General features: G+C 23.8%; 11 protein-coding genes. 9 read left to right on the forward strand and 2 right to left on the reverse strand.

The window, feature by feature from the left end:
• Window position 1 precedes the first annotated feature (1 nt).
• Window positions 2–1,126 (forward strand): hypothetical protein, encoded by a 1,125-nt coding sequence (locus tag EXC57_RS00525; protein WP_004024639.1) that lies wholly within the window; start codon window positions 2–4, stop codon window positions 1,124–1,126.
• Window positions 1,107–2,126: an ECF transporter S component gene (locus EXC57_RS00530; RefSeq protein ID WP_036452508.1), complete on the forward strand. Its 1,020-nt coding sequence runs from the start codon at window positions 1,107–1,109 to the stop codon at window positions 2,124–2,126. The genes EXC57_RS00525 and EXC57_RS00530 overlap by 20 nt, the downstream gene beginning before the upstream one ends.
• Window positions 2,127–2,238: 112 nt before the next feature.
• On the opposite strand, the gene EXC57_RS00535 is transcribed toward EXC57_RS00530, so the two are convergent.
• Window positions 2,239–3,213 (reverse strand): IS30 family transposase, encoded by a 975-nt coding sequence (locus EXC57_RS00535; RefSeq protein ID WP_129692495.1) that lies wholly within the window; start codon window positions 3,211–3,213, stop codon window positions 2,239–2,241.
• A 231-nt stretch (window positions 3,214–3,444) separates the two neighbouring features.
• Window positions 3,445–3,819 (reverse strand): 30S ribosomal protein S20, encoded by a 375-nt coding sequence (rpsT, locus tag EXC57_RS00540; RefSeq protein WP_004025193.1) that lies wholly within the window; start codon window positions 3,817–3,819, stop codon window positions 3,445–3,447.
• 106 nt (window positions 3,820–3,925) lie between these two features.
• Here rpsT and EXC57_RS00545 point away from each other — a divergent pair, with 106 nt between their 5' ends.
• The 7 genes from EXC57_RS00545 (at window position 3,926) to EXC57_RS00575 (ending at window position 21,503) form a co-directional block, all read left to right on the forward strand.
• Complete coding sequence (locus EXC57_RS00545) at window positions 3,926–4,639, forward strand: DUF5385 family protein (RefSeq protein ID WP_004025192.1); 714 nt, start codon at window positions 3,926–3,928, stop codon at window positions 4,637–4,639.
• Window positions 4,597–5,562 (forward strand): methionyl-tRNA formyltransferase, encoded by a 966-nt coding sequence (fmt, locus tag EXC57_RS00550; RefSeq protein WP_004025191.1) that lies wholly within the window; start codon window positions 4,597–4,599, stop codon window positions 5,560–5,562. Before EXC57_RS00545 ends, fmt begins: the two co-directional genes overlap by 43 nt.
• 4 nt (window positions 5,563–5,566) lie before the next feature.
• On the forward strand, window positions 5,567–7,366 hold the full coding sequence (gene lepA, locus EXC57_RS00555; protein ID WP_004025190.1) for a translation elongation factor 4: 1,800 nt from the start codon (window positions 5,567–5,569) through the stop codon (window positions 7,364–7,366).
• Window positions 7,367–7,533: 167 nt separating this feature from the next.
• On the forward strand, window positions 7,534–9,654 hold the full coding sequence (locus EXC57_RS00560; protein ID WP_004025189.1) for a hypothetical protein: 2,121 nt from the start codon (window positions 7,534–7,536) through the stop codon (window positions 9,652–9,654).
• Window positions 9,655–9,675: 21 nt separating this feature from the next.
• Window positions 9,676–12,627, forward strand: coding sequence for a coiled-coil domain-containing protein (locus EXC57_RS00565; RefSeq protein ID WP_004025188.1), 2,952 nt, complete (start codon window positions 9,676–9,678; stop codon window positions 12,625–12,627).
• A gap of 20 nt (window positions 12,628–12,647) precedes the next feature.
• Window positions 12,648–14,666, forward strand: a complete 2,019-nt coding sequence (locus tag EXC57_RS00570) for a coiled-coil domain-containing protein (RefSeq protein ID WP_004025187.1) — start codon at window positions 12,648–12,650, stop codon at window positions 14,664–14,666.
• Between the two features lie 15 nt (window positions 14,667–14,681).
• Window positions 14,682–21,503, forward strand: coding sequence for a hypothetical protein (locus tag EXC57_RS00575; RefSeq protein ID WP_129692510.1), 6,822 nt, complete (start codon window positions 14,682–14,684; stop codon window positions 21,501–21,503).
• Window positions 21,504–21,512: the final 9 nt, after the last annotated feature.

Consider the following 21,512-nt stretch of genomic DNA (forward strand, 5'->3'; position numbering starts at 1 on the left):
GATGGAAATAAAAAATTCAAAAAAACTTTTAAGTGAGATTGATTCAAATTTAAAAATTATTTTTAATAGTTCAGCTCTTTTGAACAAGTTAAAAGATGAAACTTTTGAAGATGTAGTCTTAAAACAAATATCGATTTTAAAATTTATTGAGAAAAAAGCTAAGGTCAAAGAAAGTGATGCTGATCTTTGAATAAAAAAATTAAATGATATTAATGGAAGCAAACGTGAATTTATTGAGTTAAATTATTCAAATCAAGATGATATAGTTGATGATATTAATTATTTATCAGTGTATGTTCAAAACATGTTTAAAAAACCATTAAGTGAATTTAAAAAAGATGATATTAAATTAAATATTAGTTCTAATGACAACAAAACAGTTGATTCAAAAGTTAATGATAATATGAATGCAAACCCTATGGTTCCACCAATGTTTCAAAATGGTATGGGAAATCAATTTAATTCACCAGAAAATTATCAATTATGACAAAATGAAATGCAAATGATGGTTGCAAGAAATAGATTGCAACAAATGGTAAACACAGGTGAGTTTTATCAATACAAAACTAAACCATTAATAATAAGAATTATCAAATATATAATTTCTGGTGTTGCTATTGGATTAGCTTTAATTTCAATACTAATTGGTATTTTCTTGTTGTTATCTAATGGTATTAAAATATCAAGTGCTGGTAAAGAAGATGTTTTAACAATAAACTATTTCACATTAATTTCTCAAATAATATATGCTTTATTATTTCTGTGAATTGGATACATATTTTTGAAACCATTAAAAAATGATAATCAAAAGTATTCATATAATAAATTTTTAGGTTACATGATGCTGATTATAATAATTTATTTTTTCTTTTCTCAAATAACAGTGTCATTCTTGTATCAAAATATTTCAATAGTTGAAAGTAACTCTCAACAAAAAATTGGTTTTAATGGTTTTATTATATGTAATTTTATTCAAGTTGGTTTATTTGGTATTGCATTAATTGTTAACATATTGGGTTTAGTATTCTCTCCAAAACCAGACATTGAAAGAATCAACGCAAAACTTGCTCAAATTATGGATGAATTAAAATCAGGAAATAACAAAGATGCAGCAAAACCAAACTAATAATAGTTTTAAAAGAAAACAAATTTTACCCAAAGGTATTATTTGTTTTCTTTTCCCTTTATATCCTATAAAAGTTTTTAAGCATGTTAATTTAATTGTTATTCTTTCAATATTAATAGGGTTAAGATTAGCACTTGGGTTTGTATCTGTATACTTACCAGTTGTTGGAATAAATATTTCAATATCTTGAATTCCAGTAATAGTAATTGGTTGAATTTATGGACCTGTTTTTGGTTTTATATGTGGTATTTTGACAGATACAATTAGTTATTTAATAAGACCAACTTTTTTATGATTTTGATTATATGCAATCCAAGAACCAATGGTTGGATTTATTTCTGGAATTTTTTCTTCAATTTGTACCATTAGAATTGGCAAAGATATTTTTAAAGATACAAAAAATATAGGTCTTAAAAACCAATTCTATTTAAAAGATAAAAATAAATTTGATAGTTCTACAAAAAATAAAATCAAATTAAATGTTAAGTTTATTGTAGAAATAATAATCCAACAATTAATATTGATAGGTTTTACAACAATTGGGATAGTAACCCTTTTGTTTTGATTAGATCAGTCAAGTTTTGAAAGTAAAACCAAGTTTGATGAAGTTTTTTTTAGCTATGGGAAATATATTGTATTAGGAGCAATTTTAACTTTTTTTGTAATAATGGAAATTATTATTTTCTTTATAATAAAAAAATGTGACACATCAAAAATAATTTTGTGTTTTTGAGTTATAAGTTTGGTGTTTGTTATTAGTATCATTTTTTCTTTTGTTTTAGGAACAATAACCGCCCCACTTTATTACCAATATTCACATAATGGAATACAATCTCCATCATTTATTAAATATGGTTTTTCTTTTTATTTAATTCCAAGGGTTATCAAAGAGTCTGTAAAAGCTCCTTTTCAAATGATTATTCTTTTGGGATTAATACCTTTATCTAAAATGTATCTTGATAACGCTAAGAAAAAAGCATTCTTAAAGTGAAGTAATTAAAAAATACATTGGCATAACCAATGTATTTTTCCCTAACTGACATGTGAAGTGCAACACTTCAATGTTACATTAAACTCTCGACTTTGAAATATAAGTTGAGAGTTTTTTTGTTTTAAATATTTTCTTGATACATTTGGTAAGCTGTTTTATAACCAAACATTTTTCTTGGGATGTTGTTTACTTTTCATTCAAGAGTTTTTATTTTATCTTCACTTACTAAACTGAAGTCAGTTCCTTTTTTATATCATCTTCTAACTATCCCATTTATGTTCTCGTTGGACCCTCTTTGGAATGAAGAATAAGGTTGGCAATAATAAACTTTAAAGTTGAATTGTTTTGCAGTTATTCCCATCATTTGAAACTCTAACCCATTATCAACAGTGATGCTTTTTATTGGGAGTTTTTCATCTCGAATAATGGTATACATTTTAGCCATCATTGATCTAGCGTTCTTCCCTTTTATTTTTCTAATAATTGCCAACCTTGTTTTTCTTTCCACTAATGTCAATAAGTGGTAATAACCACTTTGCCTTTTACTAACTATTAGATCAGCTTCTCAATGTCCAAATTCTTTTCTATTGTTTATCTTTTCTGGTCTTAGACTATAAGGAATGCAGTATTTTCCATCAATTTTAGAAAATATACCTATTTTTCTTCTTTTTCCTTTAACATATTTTCTTCTTAAACAATCTCTTCTTTGTATCTTTCAAATCTTGCTATTGATTCATCTAAATACTTGCCTAGCACTTGGAACTTTAACTAACGGATAGTTTTCTTTTATTCAAAAAATTGTAGCTTCTACACCATGAGATTTAGGATTAAATTTTTGAATAAAAAGATCTGTGAAGTTTTTGTACTTCAACATAAAAAACATATGACAATTTGATTTTCTTCTAATGTATTTTTTGTGAGCAGTTGATGAATAATAAATCCCTGTTGAAGATGTGTTTCTTTTTAATTCTCTTGATATTGTTGATTTGTTTTTATTTAAGATTTTTGCAATCTTATTCATAGAATATTTTTCTTTATTTCAAAGAAAATAAATTAAGCATCTTTCTTCTTTTGTTAAATGTTTATAAGTTTTCATAAGCACTCCTAATATTCATTATCTTTTTATTAGTGAACACTTACAAACAAAACAAATGAAGTGCACACTCTTTTTTGAGTGTTGCACTTCACATGTCAATCGAGCAATACATTGGCATAACCAATGTATTTTTTAACGATATTTGTTAATGAAAATTAGTTGCTATCTTTTAAAGAAAGCAGATATTCAAGAAGTAGAAGTTAATCTTTTAATTTCTTTGTTAATACCTAATTATTTTTTTGCTGCTTTTTTTGATGTTGTTTTTGATGTTGAAGATTTTTTTGTAGTTTTTTTAGCTGCAGTTGATTTAGCTGAAGCTGAAACAGATTTTTTTGTATTTGGTTTTTTCTCTATTTTAGTTCTGTTGCTTTTTCCTGCAACATACAATGATAATCTAGATTTCATTCTATTAGCTTTGTTTTTAGTAATAATACCTTTTGACAAAGCTGAATCAATCATTTTATAAGCTTTATCTAACTCTTCTTGTTTTTTTGTTGATTGAGCTTTTTTAATTTGAGTTTTTAAAGCAGACATTTGCATATGGTTTAACAAATTTCTTTTTTCGTCTTGAATATGTCTCTTTTCATTGCCTTTTATATTAGCCATATTAACCTCTTTTAAATAATTTATTATCAATACATAATATATATTATAATATATTAATGTAATTATTAATATAGCAATTTAATAATAAACTTTATTGAGGTAAAAAATGAATAATTCGCTTTTTGGTTTCTTACCATTACTTTTAATTGGGGGAATAGTTGTTGCATTCTTTTTGTATAAAAAAAAGAAACAAAAAGAAAGTTCTTCTAATGGTCCTAAACAAAGACACGAAGGTGATGAAGTTTGAAAAGCTGTTAAAGATTTTTTAAGAGACAACGAAGAAAAAGGTAAAGAAATAATTGATACTTATGTTGCCAAAAGATTAAATCCAGATTTGATTAATAGATCATTACCAAAACAAGAGCAAAAAAAACAAAAAGAAGAAATTAAAAGAAGAAAACAAGAAAAAAAAATAGAAAATAAAAAACTTAAAGCTGAAGGTAAAAAACCTAAAATTGAAAAAGAAAGAGAGCTTTATGTTGTTTTGTTCACAACAAGAAATGCTAAAACTTTAAAAGTTGATAAACCAAGAGCAATTGAATGTGAAGTTAAATATGTAAAAATAAACAGAAAAGAAAATGAAAGAAAAATTATCATTCTTGGGGAAAGAAATTATAAAGAAGAAGCAGAATGAATTTTACCAATCAAAGAAGCTGAAGAAGCTAAATTAAAAAAAGAACTTGAAAGACAAGAAAAAAGAAAACAAAGAAATATAATTAACAAATTATTTAAAAATAAATCATCAACAAAAAAAGAAACAAAAAAGAGCAAGGACAAATGAGAGAAGAAAGAAGTAGTTCAAAAGGAAAAGAAAAAATAAGTGTTGTCTTCATGGGAACACCAGAAATAGGATCTTATGCTTTAAAAGCCCTATTAGACAACAATGCTTTTGATGTTAAAACTGTAATTTGTCAGCCAGATAAAGTATCAGGAAGAAAAAAAGAAGTAGAATTTAGTCCTGTAAAAAAAATGGCTATTGAAAATAATTTAACTATATATCAACCAAATAAATTAGGTGAAATTTCTAATGAATTAGAAAATCTTTCACCTGATTTATTTGTTACATGTGCATATGGAAAATTTATTCCTGAAAAAATTTTACAAATACCAAAATATGGTTGTATAAATGCCCATGCTTCAATTTTGCCAAAATATAGAGGTGGTGCACCCATTCATTGAGCAATTATAAATGGTGAAATATCAACAGGTGTAACTCTTATGAAAACAATTAAAGAAATGGATGCTGGTGATTATTTTATAGATTATAAAATTATGATTGAAGAATCAGATAATACCTCAACTCTTTTTAAGAAAATGAATGATGTTGTTTACAAAATAATATATGAACAATTAGAAAATATTGTAACGGGAAAATTAAAACCAATAAAACAAGATGAATCTAAAGTAAGTTTTGCGCTTAACATTAAAAGAGAACAAGAAAAATTAAATTTAAATTTGAATGCAAATAGTTTTAAAAACTGAGTTAGAGGTTTGGCGGATAAACCGGGTGGTTATCTGTTTTATAAAAACAAATCAATTAAAATTTTTTTATGTGAAATAACTAATATTCCATCACAAGGTGAAGTAGGTAAAATAGTTGATATAAAAAAAGATGGAATATATATAAATACATTAGATTTTGTTATTAAAATAGTAGAATTTCAAATTGAAGGAAAAAACAGAATAAATATTAAAAACTTCAGTTCTAATTCTTTCTTTGTTATAGGTGAAAGGTTTGAGTAATATTATGGATAAAAAATATATTAGAAATTTTAGTATTATTGCTCACATAGATCATGGAAAATCAACGATATCTGATCGTATTATAGAATTGACTAATGGTGTAAGTAAAAGAGAAATGAAAGATCAAATTCTTGATTCAATGGATATTGAAAGAGAACGTGGTATTACCATTAAATTAAATGCTGTTCAGTTAAATTACCTTGCAAAAGATAATCAAGAATATGTTTTTCATTTAATAGATACTCCTGGTCATGTTGACTTTACTTATGAGGTTTCAAGAAGTTTGGCTGCTTGTGAAGGTGCTTTATTAATTGTTGATGCAGCACAAGGGATTGAAGCCCAAACACTTTCAAATGTTTATCTAGCTTTAGAAAATAATTTAGAAATCATTCCAGTTATAAACAAAATAGATTTGCCTACAGCAAACATAGAAAAAGTCAAAAATGAAATTGAAGATGTAATTGGATTGGATTGTTCAACTGCCCCTTTGGTTTCAGCAAAAACTGGTCTTAACATTATAGATATTTTAGAAGCAATTGTTAAACTTATTCCCCCACCACTTGATTCTGATGCAGACAAACCATTACAAGCTTTAGTGTTTGATTCTTATTATGATGCATATAGAGGTGCTGTTTGTTTGGTTAGAATAAAAAATGGTACTGTAAAAGTTGGAGATACAATCCAATTCATGTCAAATAAAGAAAATTTTGTTGTTACTGAAGTCGGTGTTAACACTCCAAAAGTAAAAATTAAAGATGAACTTGTTGCAGGAGAAGTTGGCTGAATTGCCGCTTCAATTAAAACAATAAAATCTGTTAATGTTGGTGACACAATTACAAATGCTAAAAACCCATCAAATGAGCCACTACCAGGTTATAAAAAGATTTTACCTATGGTTTATTGTGGATTATATCCAATTGATACAGCCCAATATGAACCATTTAAAGAAGCATTAGAAAAAATATCTTTATCTGATTCATCTTTAACATATGAATATGAAACATCTCAAGCTTTAGGCTTTGGAATACGTTGTGGTTTTTTGGGTTTATTGCATATGGATGTTATTAGAGAAAGAATTGAAAGAGAATTTAATATTTCTTTAGTAGCAACAACACCATCGGTAGTTTACAAAATTCTTATGAATGATGGGAGTATTGTTGATATAGATTCTGCAAACAAATTACCAGATAAAACTCATTATAAAGAAATTAGAGAACCATATGCAAAAGTTGAAATAATAGTTCCAGAAACTTATCTTGGAAACATTATGGATCTTTGCCAAAAATCTAGGGGTGAATACATTTCTTTAGATAACATTGATTTGACAAGAAGGAAAGTTGTATACCACATTCCACTTGCTGAAATTATGTATAGTTTCTTTGATAGATTAAAATCAGTTTCAAAGGGTTATGCAACATTAGATTATGAAATCCTTGATTATAGAAAACAAGATTTGGTTAAAGTTGATATTCTTTTAAACGGAAATAAAGTAGATGCCCTTTCATCGATTATGCATAGAGATTTTGCAGCTGATAGATCTAGAAAAATTTGTTTAAAATTAAAAGACCATATTCCAAAACATCAATTTGAAGTTCCAATTCAAGCTGCAATTGGTGGAAAAATAATTGCTAGAGAAACAATAAAAGCAATGAGAAAAAATGTTTTGGCCAAATGTTATGGTGGAGATATATCAAGAAAAAAGAAATTGCTAGAACAACAAAAAGAGGGAAAAAAGAAACTAAAAGCTATTGGAAGTGTGAGTGTTCCACATGATACTTTTGTGAAAATATTAAGCGATGATTAGTTATAATCTAATTGTTAACAATATGACATAATATACTTGTTTTTTAGTGGTTAAATAAACAAGTACATAGTTAAAAAAGTAATAAAATTTTATTTTTTTAAGTTATCATATACAATAGATATTTTTGTATCTATTTTATATGATTTTTACTTTTTAGAGGACTAAAAATGAGTAATTCTAGCGAAACAAAAGTAATTGATAGTTTTGAAAAAAAAAGTTTTACAGACAAAATAATTTCAGAAATTAAAGATTTTGACATCATTGAAACTATATCTTCTCCAAGATTAAATAGTAATAATTTTTCATCTATTCTTGATAAAAAAATGGATGAAAATGTTAATGATGTTGTGAATACAGTATCTGATGTTTTGACGAACAATGATACTGTTAAAAATGAACCAAAATTACCTGAAAATGATGGCTTAACTATTAGTGAAAAAATAAGTGATATCATTTCTGATAACCTTAGAGATAACGAGTCTAATAATATTAATATTGTTGCTAATTATTTACCTAAAAGAAAAGTTAGAGAAATGCTATTTGCAAAATATAAAATAGATAATGATGAATATGTGAATGAAATATATAATATGGCATTCAATAGGAAATGGAAAGAAATGGATTTGGAACAGTGATTAAGTAATCCAAATAATATTAATAGACTATTTGGATCAATAAAATCACAAATGAATCTTAAAGATAAAGAGCTTGCTCAAAAGAGAAGAGGCTTAATTCAAGATCAACATAATAAAGAATCATCTTCAGAAGACAAATCTAAAAATAATTCAAAACAAAAAAGTGATATGGATGAAGATGGTTATTCTTATGTTAAGAACAATAATCAATTATATGGTCCTTTTAGAAAAGAAATAATGGCACACAATTTAATGAATGATAAACATTTATTAAATTGTGTCGATTTGGGTTTTGTTAGGGATGGTATCTATGCTAATAAAATGGATAATAAAATCCTTGAAGTAAAACTTGATAATTTAAAAAATGAAATGAAGTATGCTTATATTGAAGAGAAACTTAAAGAAAACCAAATTGATTTACAAACAGAAAAATTAAAAAATCATATTGATAATAAATTTGGTGAATTTTTTAAAACATACTCATATGACAACCAATGACAAAAAAACAATTCTAAAGGTAATGATGATAAATTTGATAGATATAGAAATTATCCTGGAATTAACAACTCAATTATTGAAGAATTAAAAGAAGATATTTTTTCAAAAATATCTTTATTAGATGAAAAAATTTCTTCAATTGAGATTGACTATAAAAAGAATGCTGATTCTTTATCTACAAATAGTGGAGAAATCATTGACAAAGTTTCAAGTCAAATAAAATTTGCATTTGAAGAATTTGATAAAAGAGAATCTTTAATTAATGAACAGCTAGAAGAAACTAATGAGAAAATTGATGAAGCAAATGAAAAAATTGAAAATACAGTTGGTTCAATAGATGAAAAAATATCTAATGCTATAAACCAAATTAATAGCTTAAATCAAAACTTATCAAAAGAGTTAAATATAGAAAACCAAAAAATAAAATCTTCATTATCTAATTTATCAAATCAAATAAATGCAACAAGTAAAAATGTTATAGCATTTGCAAACGATTTAGAAAATCTTAAAACTTTTGTTTATGACAAAGATAATTTTAATGGTTCTAGTAATATTAGTGAGAGTTTAGCTGCAAATATAATGGATCAAATAAATGAATCAAATAAACAAATGAACAAAATATCTGATGAATTAAACGAACTAAAATCATTAGTTAATGGTGAAAATTTTGATAATAAAATTAATGACGTTTTAGAAAAAAATATTAATGAAAAATTAAACAATGCTAATGAAGAAATTTTCAAACTTAGAGATGATTTTAATAATTTATTAAAAGATAACAATCCAAAAACAAATGAATCTGATGGAGTTATCTTTTTGGGTGGAAGCAATAATCAAAACAACCCAACTTTTGAAAACTATTTAAAAGATAATAATTCTTCTGGTGGTTTTCATAAAAATAAATTTGTTGATGATACTAAATTTGATAACAATGGTAATCATTCACAATTTAAAAATGAAGCACCAATTTTAATTCAAAGTAAACAAGATGAATTACCAAACTTTGATGAAATTGATACATTGATAAAACAATCTATTGAACAAATCAAAAGCTTAAATGAAGTTGTTCAATTAGATGCAAAGGAAAATGATCAAGTAGAAATTCAAGATTCAATTAACAAATTGGAATCAATCAAAGAAGATAAAAACCAATAAAAAAATTAATAGGAGGAGACAATGGCTGCGAACCAAAGAATTAATTTTAAAGAGATAGCAGATAGAGTTATTCAAATTAAACAAATGATTGAGAATAACTATTTTCTTATCTCAAATAAAATTGAAAAAATAATGTCTTCTTCTAATGATAAAAAACTTATTGATCATTGTTTACATAAACAGAAAGTGCTTGATGATGGTATAAGCCAAATTTCAACATTACTAGAAAAAATTGCTGCTCGTTATTATATCAATATCGAAAACGAACAAAATGAAAAACTAAAAAATAAAGAAAAAGAGTTACTAGAAAAAATTAGTCGTCTTGAAAAAGAAGCTGAAAAAAGAGGCGATCAAAAGCATGATCTAATTGATAATGCTGAAGTTGAAAATAATTTTGGTAAAGATAATCTTAATGAGATAAAAGACTTAAGAAATGAACTTGATTTAATTAATAAAGCAATTGAAAATAATGAATATGAATTAAGTGGTTTTGATTCAATTGGATTTGAAGATTTTTCAACAAGTATAAGAAAAATTGCTAATGAGAATGAAGCGTTAAAAGATAAATTGGTAGAGAATGACCTTAGAGATGAATTCATTAAACAACAAAACATTGATGTAATGAATAGTTTAAGTGAAATTGAAAAAAATTTATCTAACAAAATTGAAGAAATGAAAACTGATAGTGCTTTAGCTTGAGACACAAACACTAATTTAATCAAACAATTAGAACAAGCTAAACTTGAAAACGCAAATGGCAATGGAAATCAAATTAATACTGCTGCAATTGAACAACTTGATATAGCAATTAATTCAATGATTTCAAAAGTTGAAAATTCAAATGTTAATACAATGAACTTAATTGATAATTTTTCAAAATCACTTGAAGTTAAAAATCTTGAAACAATGACAAATGCAATTGTTAATTCGTTAGAAAAAAATATTCAGTCGCTAACTAGTGAACTTAATGATTTGAAATCAGAAAACAAATTGTATAAAAAAGAAAATGAAGAAAAACAAAACTTAATTAATTCATTAAAAGAAGATTCTATTAAAAAAGAAAATGAATTAAATAATTCATATGGGGCATGAGTTTATAATAATAAAAAGCTTGAAGATCTACAAGAATTGTTAGATAAACAATCTTTTGAATTATATGAATTAGATGGACAAAAATCTGTAATCATTAATACACTTCAAGATAAGTTAATTTTAGTTCAAGAAGAATTAGAAAAATTAATCCAAGAAAAAAATGATTTATTAACATATCAAAATGAATTGTTAGATTACATAGAACAAAATAAAAAAATGTTTGAATTTGCTTATGGTGTTAGTGACTTTGATGATGATGTTGAAGCAACATCATTAAAAGAATTGGTTGAAAAAGAAGCAAGTAAGGTTTTAGATAGTAAAGTTAGTGAACTATTAAATAGATATCGTAATGAACTAAATGATATAGAGGAAAGTTTAAAACAAAGTTTCTTAAAATACCAAACACCTAACGACACAAAAGATTTATTAACTTCTGAAATTGAAAAACTTGATAATAATGATTTAATTTCATCACTTGAAAGCAAAGTTGATTCTTTTGATAGAAAAATTAAAAATCTTGAAACAGAATTTAGAGATTACAAAACAAATAAAGATAAAACACTTTACACTATTGATGACTTAAATGAAGCATTAGGCACAGGTTATTATGATTATAAAAATAGCTTAATGGATGATGAAATTAAAATGAAATTAGATAGATTTGAAAACAATTTATCAGAAAAAATAAAAAAAGCTATTGATGACAAAATAAGAGAATTAAACATCACAACAGAAAGTATTGAATCTGATGAGTATTATTTAACAGACAATGATATTGAAGAAATTGTTACAAATTCAAATTTATATAATGAAATTAAAAATGAAGTTAAATTATTACAAAACCAAGTAGGATTTTTAAAATCTGAAAATATTAAAATCAAAGAAGAAAATAAAAACGTTAATTATCAATTAGATAATTCATTAAACAAGTTCACTTATAACAATGAGAAAATGAGAGAAGTTGAAAACTTACTTGCTCATAACATTGAAGAACTTGAAAGATTAAATAATGATAAAGATGAATTAATATTAGAACTTGAGAGAAGATTAAAAATATCTGGAATCGACAAAATAAAAGAAGGAAAACAAAAAGAACAATTAACTGATATAGAAGTTAAAAAATTAATTGATGAAAGAGTTGACCAAATTTTAAATGGTAAAACAAGCAGCAATGATATTTATTATCAGCCTATAGAAGATAACGAATATGATGAAAATATTTATTATGAAAATATTTCTTTAGATAATTTTGATACAGAACCTATTGAATATGTTGAAACATATTATGTTGATAATGATGAAGTTGAAACTAAACAAGAAGAAAAAGATGATATACCTGTAGCTCAATCATTTGTATCTGGCGGATATTTTGATGAACCAATTGAAGATAATGTAAATAAAAACAAAATGAAAATTGTTGAGAAAACAATTATTACTAAACAACCAGTTCTTATAAATGGCTATAAAAAACCTAGTAAAGAAAAAATTGTTAAGGAAGATGATTATCCACCAATTTGAACAAATGAAGAACCGATAGAAAAACCAATCATTAACAATAATGATGAATTAACTAACACATTAAAAGAACTTGTAAAAGAAATTAGAAATGCTGATAACAAAGAAAAAAACAATCTTGAAAAAGAAATAGAAGAGCTAAGACAAAATTACTTAAATTTAGTAAATCAACTAAATAAAACAGAAGAAAATTTAGAAAGCCACAGACTAGAAAATAATTTTTCAGATGATGTTCCAATTGAATTAATAGAAAGCAACATGAGATTAAAAAACTTTGAAAAACTATTAACTCAACTAGATGTTGAATTAAGTAATTTAGAAAATAATACAGTTGACTTAGCTGTTCAAAACAGCCAAGGAATATAAACAAAAAGGAGTTAAAAGATATGAACAAGCAAAATCAATATCCTGAAATGCTTTTTGAAGATAAAGCACCAAACAGAGAAAGAATAGAAAATCGTCTTGCAGATTTAAAAGTAAGATATCAAAATCTTTTATTTGAATTAAACAATTCAAATATTTTGGATATTGATAAAATTTTTGTTCATAGAAATACTAAAGATTGTGATTTTAACTCTGAAAAATTAATAAATAAAATTAATGAAAATGTTGATATTCAAGAAAAAGTTTCAGCTCTTCAAAAAAGTATTGCCAACAGACTTGCAAATATAGAAAAACTAAATGATTTAGAATTAAACAAAACAAAATATGAAGATCTAAAAAATGAAGTTGAAAAAACTTTAAATCAGTTTAATGCAATAAATGATTATCCAACCGAACAAAAAATTGTAGTTGATAATTCACAAAACATTGATCTTGTAATAAGTAAAATGGATACAATGGCTAAAGAACTTGGTGAAAAAATTAATGATCTAATTATGAGTCAAGAAGAAACAAATGAATTCAAAGAAGAAATCTTAATTTTAAGATCACAAGTTGATAATCTGTTACATGAAAATGTTAGTTACAAAAATAGACTAGAAAATTTAATAAAAGAAAATAGTTTGAAAGAAAATGAGCTTAATGAATCATTTAAAGCATGGACAAGAAACACAAATAAACTTGATGAACTTGAATCTTTACTTAATATACAAAAAAGTACTTTAGATGAATATGATTCTGAAAAAAATGATTTAATCAATTATCTTGAAGGCAAAATTAATGAGCTAACTATAGAAAACTATGAACCAGAAAAAAATAGAAATGATTTTATTAGTTCAAATTCAAATTATGTTCCAAATGAAGATAATTACATTTTCTTAGAAAATAATAATACTGAAAATTTACCATTAATTGAAACACAGGAAAACATTAAAGATAATAATGACTCTTATTTAGATGATCAGCTAAATCAAAAAAGAATGCTTATATTAGAATTTACAAATGACATCAACAATATGTTTGTTTCCATTGATGATTCATTAAATAAAATTAATTGGGAATTGAATGATTGTTTCAATAAAAAAGATGAAAATAATGATACACATAATTCAGAAATAAATTTAGAAAATTTAAAAAACCAATTAGATAACATTGAAGCTTTTGATAATACTAGTTTATCTGTCAACAGTTACCAAGTTATGAATTCTGAAGACTTATATAAAATTGTTTCAAAAATAAAAGCAGTGATACTTGAATGTCAGTCTTCAATTAATAAAACAGAATCTGAAATCAAAAATTATTGTTCAAAGTTTGATTTAACTTTATATCCAATTGTTGTTCAAGAGTTCAATAATTATTATGATGTTTGTTTATCTATAAACAATTTAATCGTAAAAGAAATTGAGTTTTTAGATTACTACATTGAATTATTAGAAAACGATAAGAGTGTTTCTGTTGATTTAAGTTTCTATAATGCTTCATCTTGAATTAGAGTAAAAGATTTAATAAATCTTTTAATAGATAAAAACAAAACACTTTATAAATTATTTTTTGAAATAACATATTTAAGAGACAAAACAACAGATGTAGATCTTGATATTGATAACCAAAAAATGGTTGAAAAAAAAGATGGAACAAAACCTATTATTCAAGATTCAAATTATATTCATGCACTATTTGAAAATAGCAGTCAAATAAATATTCCAGATAGTGAAAATTCTAGTAATGAAAAAGTTGAAAAAAATATTGATGAAAAATTGGATGAATTTAGATCAGAAATTAATGAACAAATTAATGGGTTATCAGAAAAATTGTTGGATCAAATTAAACAAATTGGTAATAACTATATAAATGTTGAAAATAATAAATATAAAACTTCTACTAATCAACAAAATAAAAATGATTATGAATTAATAAAAAATTTAAAATTAAAAGTAGTATTAACAGAACTTGAAAAAATAAAAAAAGAAATTGACTTGTATGAAAATCAAGAATTAAGTGATATTTTAAATCACATAAACTAACAAAGGAGTGCTTTTATGTCAATAAATAGAAATAAGATTAATATCGATTCATTAACTGAACAACTTGAAAATATTGTTGAAGAATACAACAATATTGATTTTGATATTACATTAAATCAACCTTCTGTTGTTAGTTTAGAAAATAAACTATCATCACTTAACCAAGAAAATCAATTTCTTGAAAATGAAATAAAACTACTTAAAAATTATCTTTCATACAAAATTGAATCTTTAAATAATGAAAACAAGTTTGATAACATTTTTAACAAATTTTTAGAATACTTTAAAAGTGGTAAATATTCTTCAAAAGAACTAATGAAAAAATTTTCCCAATATGTTGAAAAAGAATTTTCTGGTGAGCTAATAAATACAATTGATTTTAATAATTTAAACAATTTAAGTTCTAAAGAAAATCTTTCAATTGAAAAAATTGAACAAGCTTTTGAAATCGCACTTGATGAAATTAGAAAAATTCAATCATCAAAAAATAGTTTTATAAACAAAATTGTGTCTGAAAATGCACTATCTTATTCATCAACAGATAAAATTTTGCACAATGTTTTTGAACATTTAGATGGAATTGAAAATAAACTTTTCTCTCAAATTCAAAAAGTGTTCTATGAACAAAAAGATGTTTTAGCTAACTCTTACCAGTTAGAAAATTTCAACATTTTAAAAAACAATGTTTTAAATGTTATTAGCGACAACATTAATAATTTAAAAAATGAATTTATTAATTTTGTTTCTTTCAATAAATATTTAGACAAAAAAATTGATAATTTTAGACATACAGCTCCAGAATTTTCTGATACATTAGGGCAAACATTTAAACCCGAAAGCAATGATGATAAATTTGAAAATCTTGAAGCAAAAGTTAATACACTAATCAATGTTATTAATGATCTTAAAAATAATGATAATATAGAAAACTTTGATCAAATTATTAGAACAACAACTAATAATATGGTTGAAGAAAAATTTTTAGCACTTGAAAACAAACTTACTAAATTAATAAAAGATTTAGATGAAAAAAATAGTAAGATTTTAGAAAACCAAAATACTTCTAAAAATGATGTTGATGTTGAAAAATTAATTAACACAATAAAAACATCAATTACTGAAGAAAATAAAAACTTTATTTCTAAAATAATTGAAAACAATTTAAATGAGAAAAAAGATATTTTATCTTTATTAAAAAGAATTCAAAAACAAAGTGAACAAAAAAGCAATGATTATGAAATGGAAAATAAGCAAGCTAAAAATTCACAAAAATTATTAGAACTTGAGCACTTAATCTTGAGACAAAATGATGAAATAGAAAACTTGTTGAGAGAAAAAAATGATGCTTTGTATGAAATTGAAAACATTTTAAATAGTCAACAGAAAAAAGCAATTACTCAAGAAACATTAGATAGTATTCAAAAATCTATAGTTGATATAGCAGATTCTTTTAATTCAAAAATAAATTATCTTGAAACTAGTTTAGCAACTAAATTAGATGATCTAAATTTAAGTGCTAATATTTCTGATGAGATTTCAAGAAACATTGGTAATGTAGAAAATAGATTATTACAAAACTATGAAAATATTAAAACTAATTTCAATATCAATCTAGAAGAAATAAAAAACAAGCTAGATGACACTACAACTACTGATGATTTGAAATTCAAAATGAATGATATTTTATCAGTTGTAACTGATGTTAAAGACTCTAACAACTATGCTAACATTGAAAGAATATTAGATACAAAGACTTCTGAAGTTATAGATAAAAAAATTATTGAATTAGAAACTAAATTCAATGAAGTTTTAAACATGATGAATGAAAACAACAAAAACTCTATAGCTGAAGATAGAAAAGAAACTAAAAAATTAATTTCTAATTTTGAAGAAATACTTGAAACTTTAAAACAAGAAAAAAATGATCTTATTGAATCTGTTAATATAAACAATGAAAAAATATTATCAAGAACAGAACATGAATCACAATTAATTTTAAATCAATTCAATAAGTTCTTATCTGACCTTAAAACTGAAAAAGAACAATCAAAACACGAATATGAAAGTCTTATCAATGCTGTTATAACTAATAACCAAAATGAAAAAAGACAGATTATGAAATTAATTGATAAGTTGGAAAAAGAAGGTTCTGGATTAGATTCACAAAGAGCAATTGAAAACAGTAAAAAACTTACTCAATTAGAATATTTAATATTGAGACAAAATGATGAATTAGAATCACTATTAAATGAAAAAGAATTAACTTTAGATGCATTAGAAAAAGTTTTAACTTCTAAACATGACAATGTTAATTTAATTGATAACATACAAGCATCTATATATCAAATTTCTGATGAGTTTAATGAAAAAATTAGTGAGTTGGAAAAAAACTTTGCTGAAAAATTAGATGGATTAAATTTGAATTCTTCTAACCTTTCAGATGAGATGTCTAAAAATATTGCAAATATAGAAAATAGATTATTGCAAAATTATGAAACAATTAAAAATAGTTTTAATGCCAGCATAGAAGAAATTCAAAACAATTTAGATAATAGTGAATTAGTTGAATCACTTAAATTCAAAATGAATGACATTCTTTCTGTTGTGAATGATGTTAAAGATTCAAATAATTATGCAAATATAGAAAGAATTTTAGATTCAAAAACATCAGAAGTTTTAGATAAAAAAATTATAGAACTTGAAGCAAAAATTAATGATTTAATTAAATCTATTGCTGAAGACAATAGAAACATGATGTCAGAAGACAAAATAGAAACTAAAAAATTAATTAATAACTTTGAAGAAATTTTGGAATCAATAAGAAAAGAAAAAGAAGAACTTGTTGAATCTATTGCGTTAAACAATCAAAAGATTTTCAACAAAACTGAAACAGAATCTAAAGCAATAATTGAAAGAATGGATAATTTCCTTGATTATTTAAAGAACCAAAAAGAAGAATCTGAAATTAGAAATCAAGAATTAATTACATCTTTAATTAGTAGCAACGAAAACGAAAAGAAACAAATTCTTAAATTAATTAAAAAACTAGAAGATGAACGTGACATTGAAAATGAACAAGAGTTTTTAAGATCAATTGAGAATAGTAAAAAACTAACTCAATTAGAATATTTAATTCTTAAACAAAATGACGAGTTTGAGTTATTGCCTGATGAAAAACAAAAAGCTATTGAGCAGTTAGAACAAACATTAAATGAATTTAATGGTAAACCACGTAATGAAGAAACATTTAATAGAATTGAAGCTTCTATAAGAACTATATCTGATGATTTTGAAGACAAAATTAATGCTTTAGAGAAAACCTTCTCTGCTAAATTAGAAGATTTAAACATTCAATCAAGTATTTCTTCAGAATTATCTAGAAACATTCAAAGTATTGAAAACAGACTTCTTGATAACTATGAAAAACTTAGAAACAACTTTAACTCTGAAATGGAGTTAATTAAAAATAATTTAGATAATGAAGAAAGAATAGAAAAACTTCAAAATAAAATTAATGACATTATCACAAAAGTTGATGATGTAAAAGAAACAAATAACTTTGCTAATATAGAAAGAATTTTAAACACTACTACAAGTGAAGTGATGGATCAAAAAATAGTTGAACTTGAAGAAAAGTTTAATGAAGTTATTAATGTTATTAACAGAAACAATGAACATCAAACAGAGCAAGGTAGAGAATACCACAAACAACTAGTTAATAGTTTTGAAGATATTGTTACTTCTTTAAAAAGAGACAAAGAAGAATTTATTGATTCTATTAACACTAACAACGAAAACATTATTAGAAAATCTCAAGAAGAATCAAGACAATTACTAGAAAGAATGGAAAATTTAATTGAAGCCTTAAAAATAGAAAAAGAGGAATCTAAAATTGAACACCAAAACTTCTTTAGTAACATTGTCATGAATAATGAAAATGAAAAAAAATACATTATTTCTTTATTAAAGAAAGTTGAAGATAATGTTTTAACAAATGGTGGATTAAACCAACAAAGAGCTATTGAAAACAATAGAAAGCTTGTTGAACTTGATTATCTTATTTTGAAACAAAATGATGAGATTGAATCTTTATTAGCAGATAAACAAGATGCACTTGAAACAATTGAAAAATTAATTCATGAAAATAGAAAAGAAATATTAAATAGTGCAACTTTAGATCATGTTAGAGATAGCATATTAGATATTGCACAAACTTTTGAAGTTAGAATTAATAATCTTGAAGAATCGTTTAATAGAGAATTTAGAAAAATAAATATTAAGTCACTAGGTGAACAACTAAATTCTGATAGAGAAAACATAAACAGCAATATTAATAATTTAGAAAATAAATTAATTAGTAATTATGAACAAATAAAAGACAATATAAATGAAAGTTTTGAATCTATTCTATCTTCAATAAATAGTAATGGCAAAGACAATAATTCTTTATATGAATTAACTAATTTAATAGATAGAAAGTTTGATAAATTAGAATATCTTTATAAAGATATAGATTCAAAAAATGAATTATTTAAAAATGAAATAGTTGAAAGAATTCAAGATTTTGCAAATAGATCTTCAGATTCAAATGCTTTAAATGAAGGTTTAAACAAAATAGAAAAAATGTTGAACAATTCACTAATTAATATTCAAGAAGCCGCAGAAAATTCATATGAAAAAATAGATACAAAAATTTCTAAAATTGGAAATACAACAGATTCAATTGTTAGTGAATTAAAACAACATCAAACAGTATTTGATAATCTAAGTTCTAAATTACTTAATAACTTTGATAAATATGAAGAATTACTTATTAAAAGTTTAGACAAAGATAGAAGAAATTATGAAGAATTGAAACTTATTATTTCAGAACACTTTCATAAAAAAGAACAACAATTGAATGAAGCAGAACTTGCTAAACTTGAATCATTAAATAAAAAACTTGATAACTTAGTAGATTTAATAGATTTACAAGAACAAGAAATAAATTCTCTTGTACAAGAAAAAGATGAAGTTATTAAAAAACTAAATAGTAGTCTTAAAAAGAATGACTTTACTACAGATGAAATTGAAAACATATCATCAATAATTGAAGAAAAAATAAATTTATGCTTAAAGAGAATTTTAGAATCTCCTGATAACATTTCAAATTTCTTTTTAAGTAATAATCATCAAAATGAGTTTGCTCAAGTAAATGATAAAATTGATGAACTTTCAAAATATGTTCATGACAATATTGAAATTCATAAAAATAATTCATCATTTAAAGATCTTGTAAAAATGGAAAGTTTTAAAGATGCTCATAATCTAGATTTTGTTTTTGATAAATTAACAAACATCCAAAAAGATTTATTGAATATTTTAAAAACAGATATTGAATCTTTAGATAAAGATGGAATTGTTAAAATTCAAAAAGATATTAGTGCTTTTAAATTCAATTTATTAAATATTGAAAATGATGTGATTTTATTGAAAACTAAAATAAACAGTAATGTAATTTCAGAAAATTATGTTAATGAAAATGATTTCAAAGAAATACTTCAAATCAATAATAAGAAAATTTCAATGATTGAAGATTTAATAGAAAAAAATAATACTATTTTATCTGATCTTTCAATAGAAAAAGAAAAAATACTTTCTAAAACTGAAAAAGATTTAAGTGCTAATTTCAATATAAATGATAACGATAATTTAGAAATTATTTTAGAAGCTAAAGCAAATACAGTTATTGATAAAATGATTGATGAAATTAAAAAGACACAAAGTGAAGAAATTTCAAAAATTGAAAGTCGTTTCCAACAATTAGAAAATAAACTGGATGCAAAACAAAATAATAATTTATTAGATGGTGAATTAAAAAACAAAATTAATTCTATTGAAGACATGATTTCAAATTCTTTTAAATCACTTGCTAAAGTAAATGAAGATCTAGTTAACTATTTAGATGAAAGATTAAATGAAAACAATGATTCATTTAACCAAATAGTTAAAAAGTTTGAAGAAGGAAGACAAGAAATAAAAAATGAAATCATTGCTCAATCTAATGCCTTAAAAAAACAAATGGCATTATTAAATAATGATGAAATTGAATTGTATAAATCTGAATTACAAAATTATTCAAACAAACTGAAAAAAGCACAAGCTGAAATATCAGAATTAGAAGCTAAATATCAAAATTCAAATAATGAAATTTTAGACAAAGATAGAATAATCTTAGGACAAGAATTCAGATTAGAACACATTGAAGAATTAATTGATAATTTAAGTTTACAAATAGATTCATTTGTAGAAGAAAAAAATGAATTAATTAATTTAATGTCAGACAAACTAGATTATCTTGGCAAACTTGAAGCTCCAGAAAAAGATGAATTTATAGAACTTGAATCTGACAATTTAGAAACTAACAAATTCCAAAAAATAATTGTTGATGAAACATCAAATATGATTCAAGAAAAATTCAAAGAACTTAGATCTAATTTCGAAGATTATGCTAATGAAATTAAATTAACATTTGAAGCGATTAACAAAGAACAAAACGAATTGACTAACAATCAAATTACTAACAAAAAAGAAAATGATGAAAATATTTTAACAATCGAAAAAAGATTGAAAAATATAGAAAAGTTTATTTTTAAAAATGAATCTAAAAATTCTAATAGTAATGACAATAATTTAGAATTACAAAAAATTAATCAATATGACGATAATACATTAAAATTATTAAATTATAATATTTTATTTTATGTAGATGAATTAGAAAGAAGAAAAAAAGAAATAGAAATTTTCTATAAAAAAATTAGAAGTTTAAAAAACTATTTAGATAAAGAATCTAATTAGTAATTGTCA

It is taken from the genome of Malacoplasma iowae, from assembly GCF_900660615.1.
GTDB classification, from domain to species: domain Bacteria; phylum Bacillota_I; class Bacilli_A; order Mycoplasmatales; family Mycoplasmoidaceae; genus Malacoplasma; species Malacoplasma iowae.